This window comes from Streptomyces sp. NPDC039430, from assembly GCF_055639435.1.
In genome coordinates, this window is record NZ_JBVKAK010000001.1 from 339,555 (window position 1) to 364,749 (window position 25,195).

Sequence of the window (25,195 nt, forward strand, 5' to 3'; positions counted from 1 at the left end):
TCAGACTGATGCCAGGTCCGGGGGTCGGGCCGCCGGAGGGCCGTCGGGCCGTCCGGGCCGCGAAGGGGAGAAGACGCCATGGACAGCAGTACGAAGAGGCCGGGCCCGTTGGTGTCGGCCGGGCGGGGACTGATGCTGTCGGTCGTCTCCCTCGCCGGATCGATCATCCTCTTCGTGCTGTCGGTGCTCTCCCTCGCCTTCATCGTGCTGGGCTTCGGGGTCTTCACCACCCCCTGGGTACTGACGCTGGTCAGGGCACATGCCAATCAGCGCCGGCTGCTGGCCGCGCGGTGGTCGGGCGTGCGTATCCCCGTCCCGTACCGGTCCTTCCCCGCGGACGCGCGCACCGGTGTCACCGGCCGGGTGGAGCGCTGCTCCCTGATGCTGAAGGACCCGGCGACCTGGCGCGATCTCCAGTGGCTGGTGGTCGACATGACGGCGGGCTTCTTCACCGCCCTGCTGTCCTGCGCCCTGCTCCTCTACGCGGTGGAGGGGTTCGTCCTCGCCGCGGGCCTGTGGCGGGTGTTCGAGAACGACCGCTACTGGTACGCGTTCGTCCCGGTCAGCAGCCAGACGACCGGTCTCGCCGCGGCGGCCCTCGGCGCGGTCCTGTTCGGACTCGCGCTGCGCTACAACGCGGACCTGCTGCGCGGCCACTTCCTGCTGGCCAGGACGCTCCTCGCACCCGGCAGCGACCAGGAGATGGCGCTGCGGATCGAGCGGCTCACCGAGTCCCGGCACGACGCGGTGGACACCTCCGCCGCCGAACTGCGCCGTATCGAGCGCGATCTGCACGACGGCGCGCAGGCCAGGCTGGTCGCCGTGGGCATGGATCTGGGCACCGTCGAGGCGCTCATCGAGAAGGACCCGGCCAGGGCCAAGGCGCTGCTCGGCAAGGCCCGGCAGTCCTCCGCCGAGGCACTCACCGAACTGCGCGATCTCGTACGGGGCATCCATCCGCCCGTACTGGCCGAGCGCGGTCTCGGGGACGCCGTGAAGGCGCTGGCGCTGCGGCTGCCGGTGGAGACCGAGGTACGGGTGGAGCTGACGGGGCGTGCCTCCGCGCCGGTCGAATCGGCCGCGTACTTCGCGGTGAGCGAGGCGCTGGCCAATGTGATCAAGCACTCGGGCGCGGACCGGGTCTGGGTCGATGTCTCGCACACCAGGGGGATGCTGAAGATCGCCGTCACGGACAACGGCGGCGGGGGCGCGGCGATCGGAACCGGCTCGGGGCTGAGCGGGCTCGAACGCCGACTCGGTACATTCGACGGCGTCCTGGCCGTCAGCAGCCCAGCGGGCGGTCCCACCATGGTCACCATGGAGATCCCTTGCGAGTTGTCCTAGCCGAAGATCTCTTCCTGCTGCGCGACGGTCTGGTGCGGATGCTGGAGGCATTCGGCTTCGAGATCCTGGCGGCGGTCGAGAGCGGGCCCGAACTGACCAGGGCCCTGGCGGAGCTGGAGCCGGATGTCGCCGTGGTCGACGTCCGGCTTCCGCCGTCCCACACGGATGAGGGCCTGCAGTGCGCGCTCGCGGCACGGCGCGCCAGGCCCGGTCTGCCGGTCCTCGTACTGTCCCAGCACGTCGAGCAGTTGTACGCGCGCGAGCTGCTGGCGGACGGCAACGGCGGCATCGGCTATCTGCTGAAGGACCGGGTCTTCGACGCGGACCAGTTCATCGACGCGGTGCGCCGGGTCGCGGCGGGGGGTACGGCGATGGATCCCCAGGTGATCTCGCAGTTGCTCTCCCGGCGGGCGCAGGACAAACCGATCGGCGGGCTGACTCCGCGCGAGCGCGAGGTGATGGAGCTGGTGGCGCAGGGCCGGTCGAACGCCGCCATCGCCGCCCAACTCGTCGTCACGGAGCGGGCGGTGGCCAAGCACACCTCGAACATCTTCGCCAAGCTGGATCTGCCGGTGTCGGACGACGACAACCGCCGGGTACTGGCGGTTCTCGCCTATCTGGACCACGGCAGGTGATTGGAGGGCATCCGCCCGGTTTGGCGCTGGAGATTTCTATGAATTCCGCCGGCGGCTGAACACCCCTCAAGCGAGGTCCGTATGGAACGGAGCGCTTCGATTCTCCCCTGCCGCGCTTTCCCGTAACCGGCGACGAAGCTTGAGGAGTTCCATGCCACGCACATCGAGAAAACGCTCCACACTGGCGAACCGGGCGATCGTCGCCTCGGCCGCCTTGCTCCTGGGCGGGGGTGGGCTGGTAGCGGTCAATGTCTACGCATCCGCGGGTGAGGGCGATTCCCACCGGTCCGCCCCAGGGACCCAGAACGCCGGACAGTGGATGTCGACCATCGACTGCCCGGATGTGGCGACCCGGGATCAGCTGACGAATGTGCCGGAGGCGGCGCGTCCCGAGGTCGACCGGAATCTTGCCCTCATCGACAGCCAGATCACCGAGGCGTACAAACGGTTCGCCGATGAGAGGGCCCAGATCCAGCGTGATCCGGGATTCGCCGACAATGCCATTCTCAATCCGCTGAAGGACAAGCGGGCGGCGACCCTTGAGCGGATCGCCCTGTCGATCGGCAGGGTGGCGGAGCGGCCGCAGGGGCTGGAGGGTCTCGCGCCCTGCACCCTGCGCGCGCAGGGCGGCCAGGGCCAGAACGGCGGTCAGCAAGGTCAGAACGGCGGTCAGCAGGGCCAGAACGGCGGCCAGGACCAAGGGCAGAACGGCGGTCAGGACGGCGGCCAGGGCGACGGACAGAACGGTGGCCAGGACGGCGGCCAGGACGGCGGCGGTCAGAACGGGGGCGGTCAGGCGGGCAACGGCCCCGAGGCCTCCGACTTCGTCGACATCACCACCGTCCAGCCGAATGTGAAGAAGGCCAGAACCGCGCGCGGCGGCTCGAAGGGCACCTTCAGCACCAATTGCGGGGTCAACGAGGCCGGAAAGTTCAATTCGGACAATGTCATCGTCGCCCCAGGTGTGAGCAATGGCGCTCACCATATGCACGACTATGTCGGCAACCAGGCCAATGACGCGTTCGCGACCAACGACTCCCTCGCGGCCGGTGAGACCAGCTGCCGTAATCAGGGCGACAAGTCCACGTATTACTGGCCGGTGCTGCGTCTCCAGAACGGTCAGAACGAAGCCGACGCCAATGCGGACGGCGGCGGCAAGGAGGGAAATGTCGGCGAGATCCAGACGCCCTCCCAGGTGACCCTGACCTTCGCCGGCAGCCCGAAGTCCAAGGTCACCGCCATGCCGCGGTTCCTGCGGATCATCACGGGTGACGCCAAGGCGTTCACCAATGGCGACGCCAACGCGAATGCCTCATGGAGCTGCACCGGATTCGAGAACCGCCAGCTCAAGGACAAATACCCGATCTGCCCCGAGGGCAGCCAGGTGGTCCGCAGCTTCAAGTTCCAGAGCTGCTGGGACGGTCAGAACGTCGACAGCGCCAACCACCGCACCCATGTGGCGTTCGCCGATCAGAACGGCCGCTGCCAGAACGGCTTCAAGGCGATCCCGCAGCTCCAGCAGCGCGTGGTGTACGACGTACCGCCGGGGCCCGGCTTCGCCGTGGACTCCTTCCCCGAGCAGCTGCACAAGCCCGTCACCGACCATGGCGACTTCATCAACGTCTTCGACGACAACCTGATGAAGAAGGTCGTGAACTGCGTCAACGGCGGACGCACGTGCAAGTGAGCCAACGGCCCGCGGGCCGCTGACCCAGACCCGGGGGCCCCGGCCCCGTCCCTGTCCGGGGCCCCCGCCTTCCGCCTCCTCGTCCCGTCCCGTCCCGTCCCCCCATATCCGCGCTGCGCGGTCAGCCCGTGTGGTGACCGGAGTGCTTCTCGTCTCCCCCACCGCCACCACTTCCCCCCGAGTGGTGCGACGAGCCGGCCTCCACGGTCCCGCCGAGCCGGCCGCGCAGCGCCGTCACCACCTTGTCGTCCCCGGCCGCGACCCACTTCCTGCCGACGAGATACGAACCGCCGTAGTCCTTGGCCTCGTTGATCCATTCGCGCAGACCGCGGTCGGTGGCGAAGGTGACCAGCACGTACTTCCCGTCGTCCGTCGCGCAGTTGCCCTGCCGCAACTCGTCGGCGTCGGTCTGGATGTCCGGCTCGCACTCCGCCTTGGAGGCGATCTGTTCGAGGCTCCCCGTCACCGTCTCCGGTGCCGTGGGAGCCTTTTCGCCGTTGCCGCCGCCGTTGCCTTCGTTGCCGCCGCAGCCCGCCGTCAGCGCCAGGGCCAGGGCCGCGAGCACCACCAGGGATCGTTCTGTACGCATGCGGCCATCGTCTCCCGGGACCCGGTCGCCGCGCGGCGGAACGGCCGGATTCCGGGGTGACCATCGGACCAATCGCTCGTTCTGCTCAACGTGCCCCCAGACAGCGCCGTCACCGCCTCGACCACCACCTCCGCAGCCGTACCCGCGGAGACGTCCGTGTCCGGCGCGGCTCCCGTATCCGGCGCGGCTCCCCTCGCCGTCCTCGGTGTCGAGCAGGCCGAGGCGGCGCTCGTCGAGCACTACACCCGTCTCGTACGCCTCGCGTATCTCGTGCTGCCGCCGTCACTCGGCCGCAACCGGCGCGTAGTGACCGCGCACGCGCTCGTGCAGCGCTCGCTCCCGCGCGGGCGTACGGCGGCGCGGTCCGCGATCCCCGCGCAGAGCCGCGCGGAAGCGGCCGGGGAGACCGGGGGCGCCGAGGATCCCGAGGGCGTCCGGAGCACCGGAACCGACGGCAGGACCGCGACCGGGGCGGGACGCGACCCCGGGTACGCGTACGTGCGCGAGCGCGTGCTGCGCCAGGCGCTCGACGCCGGGCGGCCGTTGCGCCGGCTCGCCCGGCCCCGGCTCGCCCAACTGCCTCCGCCGCTGCCGCGCGTCTGGGGGCTGCGGCTGTTCCCCCGCTCGGGCGGCGCCGATGAACTCGCCCTGGACCAGCGGCTCTCCGGCCTGTCGGGACCGGCTCGCGCGGCGTTCGCGCTGCGCGGTCTGGAACTGCTGACCGACGAGGAGGTACGCCGGCTGCTCCACGCGGCCGGGGCCGTGGACACGGAAACCGCGCTCGCCGAGGCGGCGGACGCCGCGGAGCAACGGATCGGTACGGCGGACCCCGTCGAGCTGTTGCGCTCGCCCGAGTTCGATCCCTGCTCGCTCCAGGCCAGGCCAACCGATCTGCTGCGCCGCCGCCAGTACGGCAGGGCCGCGCTGGCCGCCGCCGCGGCCCTGCTGGTCTGCGGGACGCTCCTCGGCCTGCCGGGCGGCTGGGGCCCGGACGACGACGCGGACTCCCCGTACGGCCACAACGCCGCGGTCGCGGCGGCCCTCGACCCCGCCAGGGTGCGGCGGATCGCGCCCGCCGCGTGGCAGACCTCCGCCCGTACGGACTTCTCCGTCTGGCCCGCGCGCGGGCCGCTGGCCGAGGACCACGCGCTGCTGCGCCGGGCGCTGACGGCCTGGGCCGCGCCCGGCGCGTCCGTACACATCTCGGCGACGCCCGCCACCCCTTCGGGACCGCCGATGGGCTCGCCGCAGCTGCTGTACGCGGGGACGGTCGACGCGGCGCGGGTGGTGCTCTTCCACGACGGCCTGCGGGTGGTGCGGTACGCGGAGCCCGCGGCCGGCGGCCAGGAGGTGGCCGCCCTCGACTTCGCGCGGGCCGACGGCGCGGACGCCGCCGCAGCGGCGGCGCTGGTCGTCGGCCGCTCGGACGGCGAGGTGCGCTATCTGACCGCGCCCTGGGTACGGAGCACGTCGGTCCGCGACCTGCTCGACCCGGCGGGGCCCGCGCGGCCCCTGCGGCGCGACGCGGACGGCGTGACCGATCCGCTGACCAGTCCGGCGATGGCCCAGGACTGCCGCTCCTGGGACACGCTTTCCGTACGGGACGACGGGGCGGTCCCCGGCCGCGAGGGGACGAGCAACGACGACGGCAGCGACGGCAGCGACGGCGCCACGGAACGGCTGCTCACCGATCTCGGCGAACTGACGCCCGCCCGGCTGACGTCGGGGCCGCCGTCGGCCCCCGGTGACGTATCGGCCCCGGCCGACCGCGCCGCCTGGGCCAGGACCGCCTGTCTGCTGCCCGCGATGCGGTCGCACGGCGTACGGTCCGTGAACTCCTGGCCGTACGCGCGGCAGCGGCTGCCGGAGTCCAACGGCACCGCGACCTGGCTCTGCACCCGCGCCGAGACCTGGCGGGGCACGGGAAGCCGGGTGCTCGCGCAGTTCCAGGCGCCCGCACGGACCGCGGCGCCCGGGGCCGTCGCCGCGCGCGCGGAGGACACACCGGCCTGCGGGGCACGGCAGTCACAGGTGCTGGCGGGCGTGCTGTGGAAGTCGCGGGGCGGGAAGTGGTACGTACTGGCCGCCGGGAGCGGGCGGTTGGGCTCGGTCGAGGTGTCGGGCGGGGTGCGGGGCAGCGCGCCCGGGAATCTGCTGGCGGTACGGGCGCGCGAGGGCGTACAGGCGGAGCTGTACGGCAAGGCTCCCGACGGGACGCGGGTGAACGCGCTGCGCTGACCGGGCCGCACGCTCATGAGCGCGGCCCCCGGACGCGATCGCGCGGCACCGGCCGGCCGGCCGCCCCCGCGCCCCCTCAGGGCAGCAGCAGCCAGTCCGCTCCCAGCGCGGCCACCAGCCCGGCGCCCAGCAGCCATGTGCCCAGCCGCGTACGGCCGTGCCGGCTCAGTTCGATCACCACACCGCAGAGGATCATCGCGAGCCCGTACACCCCGACCACCAGGACCGAGGTCCGTTCCGCGAGCCGCACCGCGAGCAGCGCGGCGAGACCGACCAGCAGCACCGACGCCAACGCGATCCGCACCGCGCGCGCCTGACGAGGCGTCAGTCCGCCCTCGTAGGGCTCCGGTACCGGCGTGTCCATGGCCTCGTCCTGGTCAGCTGCGCTCATGGCCCGGAGCGTAACGGACACCCCCCGGTGCCTGCCCGTTAGGCTGTTCGTATGACGACCGGGGTGCGCCGCAGGATGGGCGTGGAAGAGCGGAAGCAGCAGTTGATCGGCGTGGCGCTGGAACTGTTCAGCCGACGCTCCCCCGAGGACGTCTCGATCGACGAGATCGCGGCGGCCGCCGGTATCTCCCGTCCGCTCGTCTACCACTACTTCCCCGGCAAGCAGAGCCTGTACGAGGCCGCCGTGCGCCGGGCCGCCGACGATCTGGCGACCCGGTTCCTGGAGCCGCGCGAAGGGCCCCTCGGCGCGCGGCTGCTCCGCGTCATGGGGCGCTTCTTCGACTTCGTCGACGAGCACGGCGCCGGTTTCTTCGCCCTGATGCGCAGCGGTCCCGCCGTGGGTTCCTCCAGGGCCAACGCGATGATCGACGAGGTGCGGCAGGCCGCGTACGAACAGATCCTGGCCCATCTCGGGGTCGGGGACCCGCCCGCGCGGCTGGAGCTGGTCGTGCGGTCCTGGGTGTCGCTGGCCGAGACGACCGCGCTGATCTGGCTGGACGGGCGGCGCGTCCCGCGCGGTGAGCTGGAGTTGCAGCTGGTGCACGACTTCGCCGCGCTGGCGGCCGTGAGCGCCGCGTACGACGAGGAGATGGCGGCGATCCTGCTGCGGATCATCGCCGACGAGCCGGCCGACGGCGCGTTCGGCGATCTGCTCGGCCGCCTCACCGCGCTGAGTACGGGTCTGCCCGCCCAGCGGGCTCAGGTGTAGACGGCCTTCGTCGCACTGGCATTCGATCGACTCAGCCGAACGAGGGGCCGTCGCGCGGTCCCGGCTTCCTCAGGACCTCGCGCCGTTAGCTTGGTGCGTACATGCCCTGGAGGGATGGCGTCGGTTCGGGAGGAGAACGTGCCATGCGCGGTTTTTCCGTTGTCGCGTCAGCAGTCGCGGGAGCCATCGGCCTGACCCTGGGAGGCACCGCAGCGGCGGGGCCGCAAGGGCCGCGGATCGCCGAGCGCTATCTGAACCTGCACCAGTGCGTCTATGTCGGAAGCGGCGGGCACTACACGAACGTGCTGCCGAACACTGCGAACACCGCCTTCAACACGGGTACGAAGGCCGCCGGCACGCCGGACACGGCGCTCTCCTGCGGCCCGGGGAGCGGCGGCTGGAGGCCCGCGCCCGCCAATTCGGCGGTGAAGGCCCTCGACCTCACCGCCGGCCGGTATCTGAACCTGCACCAGTGCGTGTACTTCTCGGCCGGGCAGCACTACACAGCCGTGCTGCCGAACACCCCGAACGCCAACTTCAACACCGGCACCAACGTGTCCGACACCGCGGACACCCGGCTGAACTGCCGCCCCGGCGGCGGTGGCTGGACCCTTCTGTTGGCCAACTCCGCCGTCAGATCGTTCGATCTGGCAGGCAACCGTCACCTCAACCTGCACCAGTGCGTGTGGACTTCGGCCGGGATGTACTACATGGGTGTGCTGCCGAACACCCCGAATACCAACTTCAACACCGGCACCAACGCCTCCAACACCGCCAACACCCGGCTGAACTGCCGCCCCGGCGGCGGCGGTTGGTCGCTCAACAGCCTCGACTCGGCCTTCCGTTCCCTGGGCAGTTGAGAACGGGCGGTCGAGGACCTGCCGGGCCTCCTGGGACCCTTGGGTCTCCTGGGTCTCCTGGGTCTCCTGGGTCAGCGGAACTCCACCGTCACCTCGGTGAAGCCGAGGGAGCGCAGCAGGCCCTGGAGCATGCTGGTGGTGTTCTTCTCCGCCCGTACGGTGAGTTCGCTCTCCTTGGCCGCGTCCCCGATATGGCGGGCGGCGAGCTTGTTCACGGCGTGTTCGTCGGCCGGGTTGTCGGAGAAGAGGTCCCCGAGCCGGTCGAGCAGCCCTCGCTCCTTGGATACGGCGTACGAGCGCTCCGGATCGAGCGCGGGCTCGCCGAGCCGGGCGTGGGGCAGCCGGATCGTCGCGGCGGTGCGCTTCTCGTCGACCTGGACGCTCCGCTCGCCGATGCCGCTGAAGTCGACATAGGAGGAGACGGTGCCCGCGCCCACATAGAGGGTGCGGGTGCCGCGGATCGCGTCCGGCAGGAACTTGGCGTCCTTCTCCAGATCGACGACGACCTGGAAGTTGCCGGAGGCCGCCTCGTACCGGTCCAGGTCCTGGATGGATTCGAGCAGGGTCGGTCCCGTGCGGTCGGTGGTCTCCTCGCCGAAGAGATCACCGAACCCGGGCAGCAGATCGAGCCGGCTGCCCGCGAAGAGCAGCGCGGCCACGATGACGAGGGCGAGCGGCAGCCTGCCCCACCGGGACAGCCGCGTACGGCTCCGAGGCTTCTCCGGATGCGCTTCGGTGGACGTCATACCTACCGGGTTGCCCGTACGGCCGGGTTCACACCGGCGGACTCAGGCACCGGCGGGCTCCCACCGTCATCCGCGCACGCTCCCGAACCGGCGCTCCCGAACCGGCGCGCTCCCGGCCGCGTGCTCCGGCGGACAGCCCGGGGCACGCGGCCGAGACCCTCACACGCCGCTCACGCTCCCTGTGCCACGAAGACCGCCACGGTCCGCGCGGGCACGGTGAACGTCCCCGACTGCCGCTCGTAACGGGCCTCCTTGACCGTACGGTCCGCTCCCCCGGCCTGGATCCGGTGCAGCGCGTACGGCCGCCCCGCCAGCTCCGTCACCCGCTGGTCCCGGGCCGTCGGGGTCGCGTTGAAGACCACGACCAGATCGCCGAGCCGCATGGTGATCACACCCGGGGTCTCACCGGGCCCGGACAGCGGGAAGGTCAGCGCGGACCTGACCGCGTCCGTGGACGTGAGGCTGAACGCCGGTTCCGTGGCACGGATCCGCAGCAGATCCTGGTACGCGGCCGAGGCGCCGTCGATCTCCGCGCAGCCGGGCGTGAGCCCCGGAGCCGTCAGCAGGGGCCTGGCATACGGCCACTTGTCCTCGTTGTCGGCGGCGGGCGGCAGCCCCCGGCCGAAGCCGTTGCCGTCGCGGCAGTCCCAGTGGATCGCGTTGAACCAGTCACCGCTGTCGTAGGAGTTGCGGTCCAGCGACTTGGAGCGCAGCAGGTCCGTGCCCGCCTGGGAGAGTGCCGGGCCCTGGGAGAGCGTGGCGGTCGCCATCGCGAGGACCTGCGCTCTCGCCCGGCCGGCGGCCGGGACCGACGGCGGCAGCTTGAAGGCGAGCGTGTCGTAGAGGGATTCGTTGTCGTGGGCGTCCGCGTAGGCCAGCGCGTCGCCGGGGACGGCCGCGTAGCCGGCCGGTGCGCCGTTGTAGTCGACCTCGGAGCCGCGGACCGTACGGCCGGAGGTGTCGGTGAACGTGTAGTCGGCGAGGCTGCCGGTCAGCCCCACCTTGATCAGGTCCTGGTAGTGCAGCAGCCGGGCCTTCTGCTCGGCGGGGGTGCCGTTGGCCGGGGAGGAGTTGGGGTCGGTGTGGAGACCGGAGGCGAAGCCCTGGACGCCCGGGTCCTCGTCGAAGGGCCCGCCGCCGCGCACCGCGTCCCTGGCCCGGTCGGAGAAGGTCGCGATCCCGGTCCCGGCCATGTTCTTCTGGGTGGCCTGGACGAAGCGGGCGTCGTCGGCGATCTCGCCGAAGTTCCATCCCTCGCCGTAGAGGATGATCTTCTTGCCGTCGACTCCGTCCTTCGCCGGGGTCAGCGCGTCCAGCGCCTTCCGTACGGCGAGGATGTTGGCCTTCGGGTGGTGGCCCATCAGGTCGAAGCGGAAGCCGTCGACCTTGTACTCCCGGGCCCAGGTGACGATCGAGTCCACGACGAGCTTGCCCATCATGGCGTTCTCGGGCGCCGTGTTGGCGCAGCAGGTGGAGGTGGCGACGGAGCCGTCCGGCAGCAGCCGCTGGTAGTAGCCGGGCACGATCTTGTCGAGAACGGACTTGTCCGCCTGGCCGCTCGCCACGGCGTGGTTGTAGACGACGTCCATGACCGTCCGCAGCCCGGTGCCGTTGAGCGACTGCACCATCCGCCGGAACTCGACGGTACGGCGGGTCCCCTCCGGGTCCGAGGCGTAGGAGCCCTCCGGCACGGTGTAGTGCAGCGGGTCGTAGCCCCAGTTGTACGCGTCCTTCGCGGCGGTCCGCGCCACGCACGCCTGCTGTTCCGGCGAGTCGGGCGCGTACACCTTCAGGTCACAGCCGGGCGTGGCCTGGTCGGAGGGGCGCTCCGGGATCGTGCCGATGTCGAAGGCCGGCAGGAGGTGGACGTAGGACGTGCCGGAGTCCGCCAGCCGCGCGAGCCGCTTCATCCCGTCGGAGTCGCGGTCCGTGAAGGCGAGATACCGGCCCGGGTGGTCCGAGGTGCGGTCCGCGACCGAGAAGTCGCGGATGTGCAGCTCCTGGATCTGTGCGTCGCGCAGCGGGACGGCGGCGGGCTTCTTCAGCGTGGACCAGCCCTGGGGGGCCAGTTTCGGATCGGCCAGATCCACCACGAGACTGCGGGCCGAGTCCGTGGTGAGCGCGGTCGAGTAGGGGTCGGTCACCTTGTTGGTGACGACCTTCTGGACGCTCGGCGCCCAGACCGTCACCGCGTACCGGTACGGTCTGCCCGCCCAGCTCCGCTCGCCCTTGACCGACCAGACGCCGGACGCGGCGTCGCGCCTCATCGGGACCGTACGGCCGTCGAGTTCGAGGGCGACGCGCCGCGCGGTCGGTGCCCAGAGGGAGAGGACGGGCCGCCCGCCGGTGAAGACCGGGCCGAGCGACGCCTTGACCGCCCGGTCGCCGTAGAGGTCGTCGAGGATGCCCTGCGTCTGTACGCCGGTGGCGGCGAGCAGCGCGCCGTTGGCGGCCCGCTGGGTGGCGATCAGCTGTCCGGAGAGCGAGTCGCGGACCCGGTCCCGGTCGCGTACGTCCACGGTGAAGGCCGGGTAGTCCTTGAGGTGCGGGTACGCGGCCTTCTGCGCGTCGGTGAGCGCGGCGGGCGCGAGCCGCAGCCACTGCCCCTCGTCGGACAGCGCGCCGTCCTGGACGGTGATGCCGCCGTCGCGCGCGTACACCAGCTGCTGGCTGGTGGCGGCGGTGGCCTTCACCTTCCAGACGACGGTGTCGGTGTCGATCCACTGGGCCTCGGCCTTGGTGAGGTCGAGGCTCGGGGACGAACCGGCCTGTGGCAGCAGGTACTTGGGCTGCCCGGCGAGCAGCCACACCTCGTTGCCGTAGGTGGCGAGGTCCAGGGACTGGTCGGTGGGGAGGTCCTTCTCGTCGCCCTTGTGGAGGATGTAGCTGAGCGAGGTGGCACCGGCGGCGAGCGGGACCTCGAAGGTCACGCCGTACGCGTCCTGCCGTACCGGCTGGAGCGGCTTCGCCCAGTCGGTCGGCGAGGCCGCGCCCGTCCAGGTGTGCAGCCCCCAGCCGTCGTAGTCGCCGTCCGCGCGCCGGTAGTGGACGGTCGCCTTCGTGGTGTCCTGCGGCGGGTAGGCGCCGTCGGGGGCCTGCTCCGACTGGCCGTCCGCGCCCTGCGTGATCCAGACCTGGCCGGTGCGCGCGAGATCGACGGTCCGCCGCGGCCCGTCGTCCGGGGCGCCGGGCTTCTCCACGGTGTACGGGATGCTCGACGCGCCCTCGGGGACCTTGATCCAGGCGAAGGCGCCATAGGCGTCACGGCCGGTGAACGCGGCGGTCGTGGAGCCGGACGTCAGCCGCCGGCCCTCGTAGTCGCCGTCGGGCCGCTGGTAGTGGACGACGGCGTAGTCCCGTTCGACCGCGCTCGGCTTCTCCGGCGCGGGCGTCTGTCCGGCCGTCGAGGCGGCGGTGGCGCTCGCGGTACGCCCCGTGCCGTCGACGACGACGGCCTTGTAGCGCAGGGGCGTTCCGGCGGCGGTGGCCACGTGGTCGGTGACCCGGTACGGGGCGTGGTCCGCGGTGCCGAGGGTCCGCCACTCGCCGTTGCCGGTCTGGGCGGCGAAGACGACCCGGTTGAGCTGTCCGCCGGTGACCTCCGCGGTGAGTTCGACGGTGCCGGTGGCGCCGGGCGCCGGGGCCTTGAGGGTGATCGCGGGCGCGGCGGCGGGGGCGGGCAGCGGCTTCGCCGCCCTCAGCACGAGCGAGGAGAGCGCGGGTACGGTCACCTTGAGGGTGGAGCCGTCTCCGGCGCGTACCGTACCGGCGCCCGAACCGCCGTACAGCGTACGGAAGTCGGTGCCCGCGGCCGAGCCGACCGGGATCTCCACGGTCTTGGCGTCGGCGGCGTTGTTCACGGCGACGACGTACTCGGTACGCGCCTTCGCGCCCGCCGCGTCGGTGCGGGAGAAGGCGTAGACCGAGTCCTTCGCGTACCGCTCCGTCTGGACACCGTCCCGCAGCGCGGGGTGGGCCTTGGTGAGCTTCGAGAGCGCGGCGATCGACCGGTACAACGGGTGTGCCGGGTCGTAGGCGTCCGAGGCGTGGGTACGGTCCGTGCCCAGCTGGTCGTCGTCCAGATAGTCGGCGGTCTTCGAGGCGAAGAGCGTCTGGCGGGCGTCCTTGTCGCCGCCCGCGCCCGTGAAGCCCTGCTCGTCGCCGTAGTAGATCACCGGGTTGCCCCGGGACAGGAACATCAGCTCGTTGGCGAGTCTGGCCCGTCCGACCAGTTCGGCGTCCTCGGCGTCCGGGTTGTCCTGGGCGAGGAAGGTGCCGATCCTGCCCATGTCGTGGTTGCCGAGGAAGGTCACCTGTTCATAGGCGTTGGCCTTGTCGCTGGTGTAGCGGTAGTCGTCGGCGAAGACCTTCGCGAGCCGCTCGGCGGGCGCGCCCTGCGAGGCGTAGGCGCGCGCCGCGTCCTGGAAGGGGAAGTCGAGTGTGGCGTCCAGCCGCCCCCGGGTCACATACGGCGAGGTGACCGCGGTGTCCGACGAGTAGACCTCGCCGAACATGAAGAAGTCGTCCCGGCCGCGCTCGGCCGCGTACGTGTCGAGCGCCGTCGCCCACTGGGTCCAGAAGTCCAGGTCGACGTGTTTGACGGTGTCGACGCGGAAGCCGTCGATGCCGAAGTCGCGGACCCACTTCTGGTAGATCTTCTCCATCCCCGAGACGACCTCGGGGCGCTCGGTCCACAGATCGTCCAGCCCGGAGAAGTCGCCGTACTCACCGCTCTCGCCCGCGAAGGTCGAGTCGCCGCGGTTGTGGTACATCATCGGGTCGTTGAGCCAGGCCGGGACCTTTTTCTCGCCCGTGCGCACGACGGGGGTGTACGGGAAGGAGTCCGCGTCGGCCTTCGCGATGCCCTTCCGCGCGCCGGTCCCGCGGTCGTCGAAGGGGCGGCCGTCCTTGTCGAGGTACGGATAGGCTCCCTTGGGCCGGTAGCCGTACTCCTTCTCCGCGTAGTCGACGGTGTCGGCGGTGTGGTTGGTGATGACGTCGAAGAAGACCTTCATGCCCTTGTCATGGGCCTTGTCGATCAGCTTCGTCAGCTCGGCGTTGGTGCCGAAGTGCGGGTCGACCTGTGTGAAGTCCGTGATCCAGTAGCCGTGGTAGCCGGCCGAGGCGTCCTTGCCCTCCCCCTGCACCGGCTTGTTCTTGAAGATCGGCGCGAGCCAGATCGCGGTGGTGCCGAGGCCCTTGATGTAGTCGAGCCTGTCGGTCAGGCCCTTGAGGTCGCCGCCCTGGTAGAAGCCCTTGTCGGTGGGGTCGTATCCGGTGGATGTCCGCGAGCCGGTCAGCCCGCCGCGGTCGTTGGTCCTGTCGCCGTTGGCGAACCGGTCGGGCAGGACGAAGTAGAACTGCTCACGGGTCAGATCGTGGCGCGCGGGCTCGGCGGCGAGCCGGGCGTCCGACGGCGGGGCGGGCGGCGCGGACGCGGCGGGCCGGTCGGCCACCGACGCGGCGGCGGGCAGGGCGGGTACCAGCGCCGCGCACAGGGCGGCGGCGAGGACGGCGGTGGCCGTTCTTCGCAGGGGCGGGCGTTTCACGCGGATCTCCTCGGATGTGCGGGATCAAGGGATCGGGGGGTGGCTCGGGGGGTCGGGCGGATCAGGGGACCGGCGAGTGACCGGGGTACGGGAAGGGGCCGGGGTACGGGAAGGGGCCGGGGTACGGGAAGGGGCCGTCCGGCGACGGAAGGCGGGGAGGCGGTCGCCGGACGGCCGTTTCCTGTGCGTCGGCGGCGGTGTCAGCCGCTCGGCGCAGGGGGCTCAGGGCCGGTGGTCAGCAGGTGCGGGCACCGGTGTGCAGCGCGACGGCGGTGTTCGAGCCGAGCGTCGCGGTGAACTGTCCCGATCCGTTCACCGTCACCGTCCTGCCGTTCTGCACATCGCAGTACGTACCGCCCGGCAGCGAGGTCTGGAAGGTCCGGGTGAGCGAGGAGCCCTCGTGGTTGATGGCCACATAGCCCGCGGAGCCCCGGCCGAAGGCGATCTGGTCGCCGCCGTTGTCCCACCAGTTGGTGACGGCCTGGCCGCGTGTGGTGTTGCGGAAGGCGACCATCGAGGAGATCTCGCGCCAGGCGTGCTGGCACTTCCAGCCGTCGCTGTAGCAGGCGTTGACCGTGCCGCCGTTGGGCGGGCCGGCGTCCTTGTCGCTCCACTCGTAGCCGGAGTGCACATCGGGCGAGCCGTACGGCCAGGCCAGCATGAAGACATTGGCGAGCGTGTAGTTCGCGCCGTCCTTGTAGCTGAGTGTGTCGCCGCCGCGCTCGGTGTCGTGGTTGTCGACGAAGACGGCGGACTTGCCCGACTGCATGTAGCCCCAGCCCTCGCCGTAGTTCTTCAGATAGGCGAGGTTCTCGTTGTTGAAGACCCGCTTCAGGTCGCGGGCGTACCGGAACTCCTGGACGTCGCCGTTGCCGAGGTACTCGGTCGGCGAGACGGCCTCGCCCGCGCCGTAGATGACCTCCTGCTTCCAGTAGGCGCCCGGATTGCTCAGCCTGCTCTTGATGTTGGCGAGGTCACCGGCCGGCATGTGCTTGGCGCCGTCGATCCGGAAGCCGTCGACGCCGAGCGAGAGCAGGTCGTTGAGGTACGCCGCGATCCGGCCGCGTACGTACTCCTCGCCGGTGTCCAGATCGGCGAGCCCGACCAGTTCGCAGTTCTGTACGTTGCCGCGGTCGCCGTAGTTGTTGATCTGCGACCGGCAGTCGTCCATGTCGGCGCCCGAGTAGATGCCGGGGTAGTTGTACTTGGTGTACGAGGAGCCGCCGGTGCCGGTGCCGTCACCGGCCGACATGTGGTTGATGACGGAGTCGGCGACGACCTTGACGCCCGCCGCGTGACAGGCGTTCACCATGTTCGAGAAGGCGGCGCGGTCACCGAGCCGCCCGGCGATCTTGTAGCTGACGGGCTGGTACGAGGTCCACCACTGGCCGCCCTGGATGTGCTCCTGGGGCGGCGAGACCTGTACGTAGCCGTAGCCGGCCGGGCCGAGGGTGTCCTTGCACGCCTTGGCTATGGAGTCGAAGCGCCACTCGAACAGTACGGCGGTGACGTCCTTGTTGCCGGGCGGCGCGGCCTGGGCGGTCCCGGCGGGGACCGTGAGCGCGGCGGTGGCGCCCGCCACGAGGGCGAGCGTGGCGGCCAGAGTTCTGCGAGCCATTCGGTTCCTCCAACAACACTGGTGGGGGGAGGTACGGGTGACGGTGGTGCGGATGGTGCGTGCGGTGCGGATGGTGCGGCTCTCGGTAACACCTGTGGTGCGGCTCCGTGCACGTGCGGTGGTGCGGTGGTGCGGTGGTGCGGAAATGGTCAGTGGTGCCGGGGTACGCGCGCTCCCGCGGTGGAGCCGCGTACCACCAGCTCGGGCTGGAAGACGTACTCGGTGCGCTGCACGGGACTGCCCGCCATCTCCTCCAGCAGCGCGGCGACGGCCGCCGCCGCCATCGCCCGTACCGGCTGTCTGACCGTGGTCAGCGGCGGATCGGTGAAGGCGATCAGCTGCGAGTCGTCGTACCCCACGACCGAGACGTCGTACGGCACGCCGAGCCCGCGCTCCCTGGCCGCGCGCACCACACCGAGCGCCATCAGATCGCTGCCGCAGACGATGCCGGTGCAGCCGAGGCCGAGCAGCGCGCCCGCCGCGACCTGCCCGCCCTCGACGCCGAACAGCGTGGAGCACACCAGCTCCTCGGCCTCGCTCCAGGCCAGGCCCAGCAGTCCGACGGACGCGTCGAGGAAGCCCTCGCGCTTACGGCGGGACGGCACGTACCGCTGCGGTCCCGTCGCCAGCCCGATCCTGCGGTGGCCCAGCTCGGCGAGGTGGCCGACGGCCATCCGTACGGCCGCGTGGTCGTCCGCCGAGACGAAGGGCGCGCTGACTCGTTCGTTGTAGCCGTTGATCAGTACGTACGGCACACCGCGCGCGGCGAGCGCGGCGTAGCGCGCCGGGTCCGCCGAGGTGTCGGCGTGCAGCCCGGACAGGAAGACGATGCCGCCGACGCCCCGCTCCACGAGCTGTTCGACGAGTTCGTCCTCGGTGGCGCCGCCGGGCAGCTGGGTGCAGAGCACCGGGGTGTGGCCGTGCCCGGCCAGGACCTGCTCGACGGCCTGGGCGAAGGCCGGGAAGACCGGGTTGGTGAGTTCGGGGGTCACCAGCCCGATCAGCCCGGCCCCGCGCTGCCTGGGGCCGCGCGGGGAGCGCTCCTCCTGCCGGGAGCGCTCGTCCCGCTCGTGCCCGAGGATGTCGAGCGCCGCGAGCACCCGCTGACGCGTCGTCTCCGCGACGCCAGGCCTGCCGTTCAGGACCCGGCTGACGGTCGCCTCGCTCACCGACGCCCGGCCCGCTATGTCAGCGAGCCTCGGCGTACCCGCGGTGAGGCGTCCGTCGCCACCCGGCGGCAGGAGGTCGGTCACACCGTCCACCACACCGTGGTGTCGGCGGGCAGTTCGGCCTCGGCTCCTGCCACGGCCACCGGGCCGCTGGCCACCAGCACCCGGCCCTGCGCGGGGATCCGTACCGCCGTGTCGGTGGTGTTGACCGTGCAGACGAAGCCGGGCCTGGCGAACGCGAGCACGCCTTCGGGCGCGTCCAGCCACTCCACCGAGTCGCCCGCGCCCAGCCCCGGGTGCTCCTTGCGCGCGGCCAGTGCCGCCCGGTACAGCTCCAGGGTGGAGCCGGGGTCGCCGGTCTGCGCCTCGACGCTGAGCGCGCCCCAGCCCTCCGGCTGCGGCAGCCAGCTGCCCCCGCCGCCGAAGCCGTATGAACTGCCCTCGCGTGTCCAGGGGATGGGCACGCGGCAGCCGTCGCGGAAGCCGTCCTGGCCGTCCGCGCGGAAGTACGACGGGTCCTGTCGGGCCTCGTCGGGCAGGTCGGTGACATCGGGCAGCCCGAGTTCCTCGCCCTGGTAGACATAGGCGGAGCCGGGCAGGGCCAGCATCAGCAGGGTCGCCGCGCGCGCCCGGCGCAGTCCGAGCGTACGGTCGCCGGCCTCGCGGGTCTGGGTGGCGCCGCCGGGCGGGCTCGCGAAGCGGGTGGCGTGCCGGGTGACGTCGTGGTTGGAGAGCACCCAGGTGGCGGGGGCGCCGACGGGGCGCATCGCGGCGAGCGAGACGTCGATGACCTCGCGCAGCTCGGCGCCCACCCATGAGGTGCTCAGATACTGGAAGTTGAACGCCTGGTGCAGTTCGTCGGGGCGTACGTAGTTCGCGGTGCGCTCGACGGTCGGGGTCCATGCCTCGGCGACGGCGATCCGCTCGCCGGGGTACTCGTCGAGGATGCGGCGCCACTGCCGGTAGATCTCGTGCACGCCGTCCTGGTCGAAGAACGGTGTGCCGCCGTCGGCGCTGCCGAGCAGCCTGAGCTGGCCGGTGTCGCCGATGTCGGGCAGGCCGGCCGCCTTCACCAGACCGTGGGCGACGTCGACGCGGAAGCCGTCGACGCCCATGTCCAGCCAGAAGCGCAGGATCGAGCGGAACTCGTCGGCGACGGCGGGGTGGTCCCAGTTGAAGTCGGGCTGCTCGGGGGCGAAGAGATGCAGATACCAGTCGCCGGGGGTGCCGTCCGGGTCGGTGGTCCTGGTCCAGGCGGGGCCGCCGAAGATGGACTCCCAGTCGTTGGGCGGGAGTTCGCCGTCCGCGCCCTTTCCGGGCCGGAAGTGGTAGCGCTCGCGCAGCGCGGAGCCGGGACCCTCGCGCAGGGCGCGCTTGAACCACTCGTGCGCGTCGGAGGAGTGGTTGGGGACGAGGTCGACGATGACGCGCAGATCCAGCTCGTGGGCGTCACGGATCAGCGCGTCGGCGTCCAGCAGGGTGCCGAACATCGGGTCGATGGCGCGGTAGTCGGCGACGTCGTAACCCGCGTCGGCCTGCGGGGACGCGTAGAAGGGGCTGAGCCAGACGGCGTCGACGCCCAGGTCCCTGAGGTACGGCAGGCGGCGGCGTACTCCGTCGAGATCGCCCATTCCGTCGCCGTTGCCGTCGGCGAAACTGCGTGGATAGACCTGGTAGATCACCGCGTCCCGCCACCAGCCGTGGGGGTGGCCCGGGGCGTCGTCGGACGTGCCGGTCAGAGGGGCAGCGAGGTGCTGGGTCATGTCGTCCCTGTGGTGTCTGGGGGTGGGGAGCGGCGCGCGGCCGGTCAGGTCCCGCGCGCCGCCGTCGTCGTACGGACTCGGTGGTAAGGGCAAGGCCGCTCAGCCCTTGACGGCGCCGGCGGACATGCCGGTGACGAGATGGCGCTGCGCGAAGAGGAAGACCAGCGCGGCGGGGATCGCGATGAGGACGGACGCGGCGGTCATGGGGCCCCACTGGGCGCCGTACTGGTTGACGAACTTCTGGAGGCCGCCCGCGAGCGTGAGGTTCTCGTCGCCGACCATGAAGGCGGAGGCGTAGGCCACTTCGCCCCAGGCGGTGATGAACGAGTAGAACGCGGTCACCGCGAGCCCCGGCTTGGCGAGCGGCAGGATCAGCCGGTAGAAGGTGCCGAACGGGGTCAGCCCGTCCACCATCCCGGACTCGTCGATCTCCCGGGGGATGGTGTCGAAGAAGCCCTTCATCATCCAGGCGCAGAAGGGGACGGCGATGGTGAGATACGTGATCACCAGGCCGGCGGACTGATTGAGCAGTCCGAGGCCCGCCATGATGTTGTAGATCGGCACGATCAGGACGGCGACCGGGAACATCTGGGTGACCAGCAGCGTCCACATCAGCCCGCGCTTGCCGGGGAAGCGGAAGCGGCTGACGGCGTAGCCGGTGGTGGCGGCGACGAACACCCCGAGCAGGGTGGTGAGTCCCGCGATGAGCAGGGAGTTGCCGAACCAGGTGAGGAACGGGGTGTCCCGCAGCAGGTTCGTGTAGTTCTCGAACGTCGTCTCTTTGAAGAAGTCCGTGGTCGTGGCGTAGCTCGCGGGCTTGAGCGAGGTCAGGAAGACCCACAGCACCGGGAACACGGCGATCACGGACGCGACGATCAGGGTCGCGTGCAGCGCGACCGAGGCCAGCGGTGAACGGTGGCCGCGGCGCGGGACGTCGGCTGTCCGCTCAGGGGCGGGGGCGGTCCGCTCAGGGGCGGGGGCGGCGGTGGTCACCACGTATCTCCCTGCTTACGGAGGACGCGCCGGTAGACGGCGGCGAAGAGCATCAGGAGGACGAGGATCAGCACGCCCCAGGTGGAGGACTGCGCGAAGTCGCGTGGGCTGATCTCGAAGGAGAACTTGTACGCCTGCGTGACCAGGATCTGGGTGGCCTCACCGGGTCCGCCGCGGGTCAGCAGGAAGATCACCGGGAACATGTTGAAGGTCCAGATGGTGGAGAGCAGGATCACGGTCGTACTGACCGAGCGCAGCCCCGGCAGGGTGATGTGGCGGAACCGCTGCCAGGCGTTGGCGCCGTCCATCTCGGCCGCCTCGTACATCTCCCCCGGGATGGACTGGAGCCCGCCGAGGAGCGCGACCATCATGAAGGGCACGCCGAGCCAGATGTTCACGGCGATGACCGAGAACTTCGCCCAGGTGGGGTCGTTGAGCCAGGGCACGGCGTCGATGCCGCCGCCCGCGAGCAGCTTGTTGAGGAAGCCGCGGTCCTCGTTGTAGAGGAAGCGCCAGGCGAAGACGGAGACGAAGCCGGGGACGGCCCAGGGCAGGATCAGCAGCATCCGGTAGAAGGAGCGGCCCGCGATCCGGCGGTTGAGGATGCTGGCGAGGCCGAGGCCGAGCGCGAAGGTGACGCTGACGCAGGAGACCGTCCACACCAGGGTCCAGCCGAGGGTGCCCAGGAACTGATCGCCCGTCAGCGCGTCGGCGTAGTTGTCGAGTCCGACGAACTCGTAGGTGGCGGGCAGGTGGTTGACGCCGATGCTGCGCTCGACGTTGCGCTCGTTGGCGTCGGTGAGCGACAGATAGACGCCGCGGACCAGCGGATATCCGATGATCACGCCGATCACGGCCACCACCGGGGCGACCATGGCCCAGGCGTACCAGTGGGTCGAGACACCGCGCCGGAGTCTCGTCGGCACCCCGGCAGCGCCGGGTGCCTTGCCAGTGCCGCGGCCGCGGCCGCGAGCGAGGTCATCGCCCGCGGCCGACGCCACCGACTGGCTGGTGTGGACAGCCATCAGCCGGCCCGCCTTCCTTCCCCGTTACCCGTTACTTCCAGCCCTTGAGCAGCTTGCGGTAGGCGTCGCCGGTGTCCTTGGCGCCCTTGGCGGGGGCGCTCTGGCCGGTGAGGACCTTGGTGTACTCGGTCACCAGCGGCGCGAAGAGGCTGCCGGTCTCCGGGATCCAGGGGCGCTCGACGGCCTTGTCCACGACGGGCTTGAAGAAGCCGACGATCTCGTTGTCCGCGACGCCCGGCCGGGTGTAGACGGACGTACGGGTCGGGAGCAGGCTCAGTTCCTCGGCGACCTTGGTCTGGCTCTCGGCGGAGGTCATGTACTCGGTGAACGCGTAGGAGGCGTCCAGGTTCTTGGAGCCCGCGTAGACGGCGAGGTTGTGGCCGCCCTGCGGCGAGCCCTGCGCGACGGAGCCGGCCGGTACGGGGGCGATGCCCAGGTTGGCCTTGTCCTTGAACTGCGCGCCGCCGTAGGTGTCGGCGACGGCCCAGGGACCGTTGATGATCATCGCGACATCGCCGTCCTTGAAGGCCGACTGCATGTTCTCCCAGCCGTCGGTGGCGTCGGTCTTGGCGGCGCCGGAGTCGACCAGGTCCTTGACGACGGTCATGGCCTTGACACCGGCCGGGTTGTCGACGGTGACGGTCTTGTTCTTCGCGTCGACCATGTCGCCGCCCTCGCCGTACAGGAAGGAGAGGAACCAGTAGGCGTCGTCGCCGCGCAGATAGAGGCCGGTCTTACCGGTCTTGTCCTTGATCGTCTTCGATACGGTCTTCAACTCGTCGACGGTCTTGGGGACTTCGACGCCGGCGTCCTTGAAGATCTTCTTGTTGTAGAAGATGCCCATGGAGTCGATGACCTGCGGCGCGGCATAGGTCTTGCCGTTGTACTTCGTGGAGGCGGCGGCCTGCGCGAGGAAGTCCTTCTCGTCCTTCAGCGCCGGGGTGCCGTCCAGCGGGGCGAGATAGCCGAGATCGGCGAACTCGGGAGTCCAGGCGACCTCGGAGCGGATCACGTCGGGCGCCCCGGAGCCGGACTGCGCGGCGTTCTTGAACTTGTTCTGGGCGTCGCCGAAGGGCACGTTGACATACTTGACGTCGACCTTGGGGTGCTTCTTCTCGAAGCCCTCGGCGAGCTGCTTGAAGACCTTGTCCTCGCTGCCCACGGTCGAGGTGTCCCACCAGGTGACCGTTCCCGAGAGCTCGCCGCCCGAGCTCTTGCCGCCGCCTGTGTCACTGTCGCTGCCGCAGGCGGTCGCCGCGAGGGCCAGGGTCGCGGCCAGGGCGGTGGCCGTTATGCCACGTCGCATCCGAACTCCTTCAACTGCCGTACCGCTCCGTCGCGGCGCCGGGTCGGACGTGAACGTAACAGCCTTGCAAGATGGCCGAAAGACCTTGCGGAATATTTCTGCAAGGACGGCTGATCGTTACCGGCATGTGTCCTGTCGATTGCCGGCCAACCTCTTGACGGGAACCCTCAGGTGCTGGCAGGGGTGGACTCCGCAGCTCAGCACCGGTCCCGGCCGGATCGCGCGCCTCCTGCGGCAGCGCGGCCGGAAGTCCTCGCAAGATCTTGCAAGAGCTTGCCGCGATCACTTGGCGCCGGGCACGGTGGGCAATCCGACATACGCCCGGTACAGTCCACTGACATGACCGCACGGCTTGCCGATATCGCAACTCAGGCGGGGGTCAGCGAAGCGACGGTCAGCCGCGTACTGAACGGCAAACCCGGGGTTGCCGCGACCACCCGCGAGTCCGTACTCGCCGCGCTCGACGTCCTCGGTTACGAACGTCCCGTACGGCTGCGCCGGCGCAGCGCCGGGCTGGTCGGACTGATCACCCCCGAGCTGGAGAACCCGATCTTCCCGGCCCTGGCGCAGGTCATCGGCCAGGCGCTGACCCGGCAGGGCTACACGCCGGTGCTGGCGACCCAGACCCCCGGCGGCTCCACCGAGGACGAGCTGACGGAGATGCTCGTCGAACGGGACGTCTCCGGCATCATCTTCGTCTCCGGGCTGCACGCCGACACCTCCGCCGACATGCGGCGCTACGAGAAGCTGCGCGCCCAGGGTGTGCCGTTCGTCCTCGTGGACGGCTTCTCGCCGAAGGTCCAGGCGCCCTTCATCTCGCCCGACGACCGGGCGGCCATGCGGCTCGCGGTCACCCATCTCGTCTCGCTCGGCCACCAGCGGATCGGGCTCGCCGTCGGCCCCCGGCGCTTCGTGCCGGTCCTCCGCAAGATCGAGGGTTTCCGCGCCACGGTCCAGGAGTTGCTGGGGCTCTCCTCCGCGGAGGCGGACGAACTGATCCAGCAGTCGCTGTTCACTCTGGAGGGCGGCCAGGCGGCGGCCTCCGCGCTGATCGAGCGCGGCTGTACGGCGGTGGTGTGCGCGAGCGACATGATGGCCCTGGGCGCGATCAGGGCGGCGCGGCGGCTCGGTCTCGACGTACCCCGGGACCTGTCGGTCGTCGGTTTCGACGACTCGCCCCTCATAGCCTTCACGGATCCGCCGCTGACGACGATCCGCAAGCCGGTGCCCTCGATGGGCCAGGCCGCGGTCCGTACGCTCCTGGAGGAGATCGGCGGTACGCCCGCCCCGCACAGCGAATTCGTCTTCATGCCCGAGCTGGTGGTACGCGGTTCAACCGCCTCGGGTCCCGCCCCGGATCCCAGGGAATATCGGGGCCGCTGAGTCGTGCTTGAGATGTGCCGCGGAGTCGTCCCTGAGGTGTAGCGAATGCGGCCCGAACCCGTCCGGGGGATGATCGGTCGGGAACGGGAATCTGGCAGACTCTCTCGCTATGGGTGAATCGACCGTGAAGACACAGGAAGGCCTGCGCGGCCGTACGGCGACCCCGTCACCCATCCCTGAAGAGGAGGCGGTCGCGGGCACGAGCGGTGAGGCGGCGGCGGCCACGGACACGGCCGAGGACCGCACCTGGCTGCAGCGCGTCAGAGCGCCCCGCCGTCCGCGGATCTGGTTCGAAATCCTGCTGATCGCGGTGAGTTACTGGACGTACTCCCTGATCCGCAACGCGGTCCCGGAGCAGAAGGCCAAGGCCCTGCGGAACGCGGACTGGATCTGGGAGGCGGAGAAGTCCCTGGGCATCGCGGTCGAGCAGACCATCAACCACGCGATGAATTCGGTGACGTGGCTGATCGTCGGCATGAACTACTACTACGCGACGCTGCACTTCATCGTCACGATCGGCGTGCTCGTCTGGCTCTTCAGACGCCATCCGGGCCGCTACGCCGCCGCCCGGCTGGTGCTGTTCGCCACCACGGCGGTCGCGCTGCTCGGTTACTACCTGTATCCGCTGGCGCCGCCGCGGCTGATGAACGGGCAGCGCTTCATCGACACCGTGCTGCGCCACGAGACCTGGGGCTCGATGGCCTCCGGTGACCTCAAGCACATGTCGAACCAGTACGCGGCGATGCCGTCGATGCACATCGGCTGGTCGCTCTGGTGCGGGCTGACCCTCTTCGCGCTCGCCTCGGCGCCCTGGGCGAAGATACTCGGCCTGCTCTATCCGACGCTCACACTGCTGGTGATCGTCGCCACCGCGAACCACTTCTGGCTGGACGCGGTGGGCGGCATGCTCTGCCTGGCGTTCGGCGTCGCGGTCTCGTACGCCTGGTACGGCTCGCCGCCGTACCGGCTGCCCCGCCATGTGGAGGACGACCGGCCGCGGTGGCAGCGCCGCCTCCGGCGTCCCGCCTGAGCCGGTCCGGGCTCGGCAGAATCCACGGGCACGGGCTCGGCCGGCCGAAGCCCGCGGGAAGCGTGCGGGAAGCCCGCGGGCTCAGGATCCGAGCCCGCGAG

The 25,195-nt window shown here is 70.7% G+C and carries 17 protein-coding genes and 1 pseudogene; 8 read left to right on the plus strand and 10 right to left on the minus strand.

Annotation, left to right across the window (positions count from 1 at the left end; genetic code table 11):
• Positions 1–78: 78 nt before the first annotated feature.
• The 3 genes from ACZ7LS_RS01435 to ACZ7LS_RS01445 all read left to right on the plus strand — a co-directional run bounded on the left by ACZ7LS_RS01435 (position 79) and on the right by ACZ7LS_RS01445 (position 3,666).
• A complete protein-coding gene (locus tag ACZ7LS_RS01435) occupies positions 79–1,344 on the plus strand; it encodes a sensor histidine kinase (RefSeq protein WP_385130130.1) in 1,266 nt (421 codons plus the stop codon).
• The gene (locus ACZ7LS_RS01440) at positions 1,329–1,979 is read left to right on the plus strand and encodes a response regulator transcription factor (RefSeq protein WP_356507022.1); all 651 of its coding nucleotides are present in this window, start codon (positions 1,329–1,331) and stop codon (positions 1,977–1,979) included. The genes ACZ7LS_RS01435 and ACZ7LS_RS01440 overlap by 16 nt, the downstream gene beginning before the upstream one ends.
• 151 nt (positions 1,980–2,130) lie before the next feature.
• On the plus strand, positions 2,131–3,666 hold the full coding sequence (locus ACZ7LS_RS01445; protein WP_385130128.1) for a DUF1996 domain-containing protein: 1,536 nt from the start codon (positions 2,131–2,133) through the stop codon (positions 3,664–3,666).
• A 121-nt stretch (positions 3,667–3,787) separates the two neighbouring features.
• Here ACZ7LS_RS01445 and ACZ7LS_RS01450 read toward each other — a convergent pair whose 3' ends face one another.
• Positions 3,788–4,255, minus strand: a complete 468-nt coding sequence (locus ACZ7LS_RS01450) for a hypothetical protein (RefSeq protein WP_382518635.1) — start codon at positions 4,253–4,255, stop codon at positions 3,788–3,790.
• Between the two features lie 156 nt (positions 4,256–4,411).
• Here ACZ7LS_RS01450 and ACZ7LS_RS01455 point away from each other — a divergent pair, with 156 nt between their 5' ends.
• Entirely contained in the window at positions 4,412–6,493 is a 2,082-nt protein-coding gene (locus tag ACZ7LS_RS01455) for a hypothetical protein (protein WP_385130193.1), read from the plus strand.
• 76 nt (positions 6,494–6,569) lie between these two features.
• Here ACZ7LS_RS01455 and ACZ7LS_RS01460 read toward each other — a convergent pair whose 3' ends face one another.
• Positions 6,570–6,884, minus strand: coding sequence for a hypothetical protein (locus tag ACZ7LS_RS01460; protein WP_382518632.1), 315 nt, complete (start codon positions 6,882–6,884; stop codon positions 6,570–6,572).
• Positions 6,885–6,935: 51 nt separating this feature from the next.
• On the opposite strand from ACZ7LS_RS01460, the gene ACZ7LS_RS01465 reads away from it, so the two are divergent.
• Entirely contained in the window at positions 6,936–7,652 is a 717-nt protein-coding gene (locus tag ACZ7LS_RS01465) for a TetR/AcrR family transcriptional regulator (protein WP_382518629.1), read from the plus strand.
• A gap of 143 nt (positions 7,653–7,795) precedes the next feature.
• On the plus strand, positions 7,796–8,512 hold the full coding sequence (locus tag ACZ7LS_RS01470; protein ID WP_382518626.1) for a hypothetical protein: 717 nt from the start codon (positions 7,796–7,798) through the stop codon (positions 8,510–8,512).
• 71 nt (positions 8,513–8,583) lie between these two features.
• Here the strand turns inward: ACZ7LS_RS01470 and ACZ7LS_RS01475 are convergent, their stop codons facing one another.
• The 8 genes and pseudogenes from ACZ7LS_RS01475 to ACZ7LS_RS01510 all read right to left on the minus strand — a co-directional run bounded on the left by ACZ7LS_RS01475 (position 8,584) and on the right by ACZ7LS_RS01510 (position 22,681).
• On the minus strand, positions 8,584–9,258 hold the full coding sequence (locus tag ACZ7LS_RS01475) for a DUF4230 domain-containing protein (RefSeq protein WP_382518623.1): 675 nt from the start codon (positions 9,256–9,258) through the stop codon (positions 8,584–8,586).
• 170 nt (positions 9,259–9,428) lie between these two features.
• Positions 9,429–14,807, minus strand: a complete 5,379-nt coding sequence (gene pulA / locus ACZ7LS_RS01480; protein WP_385130125.1) for a pullulanase-type alpha-1,6-glucosidase — start codon at positions 14,805–14,807, stop codon at positions 9,429–9,431.
• 238 nt (positions 14,808–15,045) lie between these two features.
• Positions 15,046–16,425 (minus strand): annotated as a pseudogene (locus ACZ7LS_RS01485) (alpha-amylase); the annotation flags it as partial.
• A gap of 149 nt (positions 16,426–16,574) precedes the next feature.
• Positions 16,575–17,690 carry a LacI family DNA-binding transcriptional regulator gene (locus ACZ7LS_RS01490; protein ID WP_382664158.1) on the minus strand — a complete coding sequence of 372 codons (1,116 nt, stop codon included), beginning with the start codon at positions 17,688–17,690 and terminating at the stop codon, positions 16,575–16,577.
• Positions 17,675–19,357, minus strand: a complete 1,683-nt coding sequence (locus ACZ7LS_RS01495) for a glycoside hydrolase family 13 protein (RefSeq protein ID WP_382664160.1) — start codon at positions 19,355–19,357, stop codon at positions 17,675–17,677. Before ACZ7LS_RS01495 ends, ACZ7LS_RS01490 begins: the two co-directional genes overlap by 16 nt.
• Positions 19,358–19,456: 99 nt before the next feature.
• A complete protein-coding gene (locus ACZ7LS_RS01500; protein WP_382518611.1) occupies positions 19,457–20,350 on the minus strand; it encodes a sugar ABC transporter permease in 894 nt (297 codons plus the stop codon).
• Positions 20,347–21,375, minus strand: coding sequence for a carbohydrate ABC transporter permease (locus ACZ7LS_RS01505; protein ID WP_382518608.1), 1,029 nt, complete (start codon positions 21,373–21,375; stop codon positions 20,347–20,349). Before ACZ7LS_RS01505 ends, ACZ7LS_RS01500 begins: the two co-directional genes overlap by 4 nt.
• A 31-nt stretch (positions 21,376–21,406) precedes the next feature.
• Entirely contained in the window at positions 21,407–22,681 is a 1,275-nt protein-coding gene (locus tag ACZ7LS_RS01510) for an extracellular solute-binding protein (protein ID WP_382518607.1), read from the minus strand.
• A gap of 339 nt (positions 22,682–23,020) precedes the next feature.
• Between ACZ7LS_RS01510 and ACZ7LS_RS01515 the strand changes: the two genes are divergently transcribed.
• Positions 23,021–24,064, plus strand: a complete 1,044-nt coding sequence (locus ACZ7LS_RS01515) for a LacI family DNA-binding transcriptional regulator (protein WP_382518606.1) — start codon at positions 23,021–23,023, stop codon at positions 24,062–24,064.
• A 109-nt stretch (positions 24,065–24,173) separates the two neighbouring features.
• Positions 24,174–25,094, plus strand: a complete 921-nt coding sequence (locus ACZ7LS_RS01520) for a phosphatase PAP2 family protein (RefSeq protein WP_385130120.1) — start codon at positions 24,174–24,176, stop codon at positions 25,092–25,094.
• The last annotated feature ends 101 nt before the right edge of the window (positions 25,095–25,195 follow it).

Excerpts from the sequence above, each read along its gene's own strand:
- ACZ7LS_RS01435 (WP_385130130.1), top strand. The coding sequence starts at position 79 with ATGGACAGCAGTACGAAGAGGCCGGGCCCGTTGGTGTCGGCCGGGCGG.
- ACZ7LS_RS01445 (WP_385130128.1), top strand. The coding sequence starts at position 2,131 with ATGCCACGCACATCGAGAAAACGCTCCACACTGGCGAACCGGGCGATC.
- ACZ7LS_RS01450 (WP_382518635.1), bottom strand. The coding sequence starts at position 4,255 with ATGCGTACAGAACGATCCCTGGTGGTGCTCGCGGCCCTGGCCCTGGCG.
- ACZ7LS_RS01460 (WP_382518632.1), bottom strand. The coding sequence starts at position 6,884 with ATGAGCGCAGCTGACCAGGACGAGGCCATGGACACGCCGGTACCGGAG.
- ACZ7LS_RS01465 (WP_382518629.1), top strand. The coding sequence starts at position 6,936 with ATGACGACCGGGGTGCGCCGCAGGATGGGCGTGGAAGAGCGGAAGCAG.
- ACZ7LS_RS01470 (WP_382518626.1), top strand. The coding sequence starts at position 7,796 with ATGCGCGGTTTTTCCGTTGTCGCGTCAGCAGTCGCGGGAGCCATCGGC.
- ACZ7LS_RS01475 (WP_382518623.1), bottom strand. The coding sequence starts at position 9,258 with ATGACGTCCACCGAAGCGCATCCGGAGAAGCCTCGGAGCCGTACGCGG.
- ACZ7LS_RS01495 (WP_382664160.1), bottom strand. The coding sequence starts at position 19,357 with ATGACCCAGCACCTCGCTGCCCCTCTGACCGGCACGTCCGACGACGCC.
- ACZ7LS_RS01505 (WP_382518608.1), bottom strand. The coding sequence starts at position 21,375 with ATGGCTGTCCACACCAGCCAGTCGGTGGCGTCGGCCGCGGGCGATGAC.
- ACZ7LS_RS01510 (WP_382518607.1), bottom strand. The coding sequence starts at position 22,681 with ATGCGACGTGGCATAACGGCCACCGCCCTGGCCGCGACCCTGGCCCTC.
- ACZ7LS_RS01515 (WP_382518606.1), top strand. The coding sequence starts at position 23,021 with ATGACCGCACGGCTTGCCGATATCGCAACTCAGGCGGGGGTCAGCGAA.
- ACZ7LS_RS01520 (WP_385130120.1), top strand. The coding sequence starts at position 24,174 with ATGGGTGAATCGACCGTGAAGACACAGGAAGGCCTGCGCGGCCGTACG.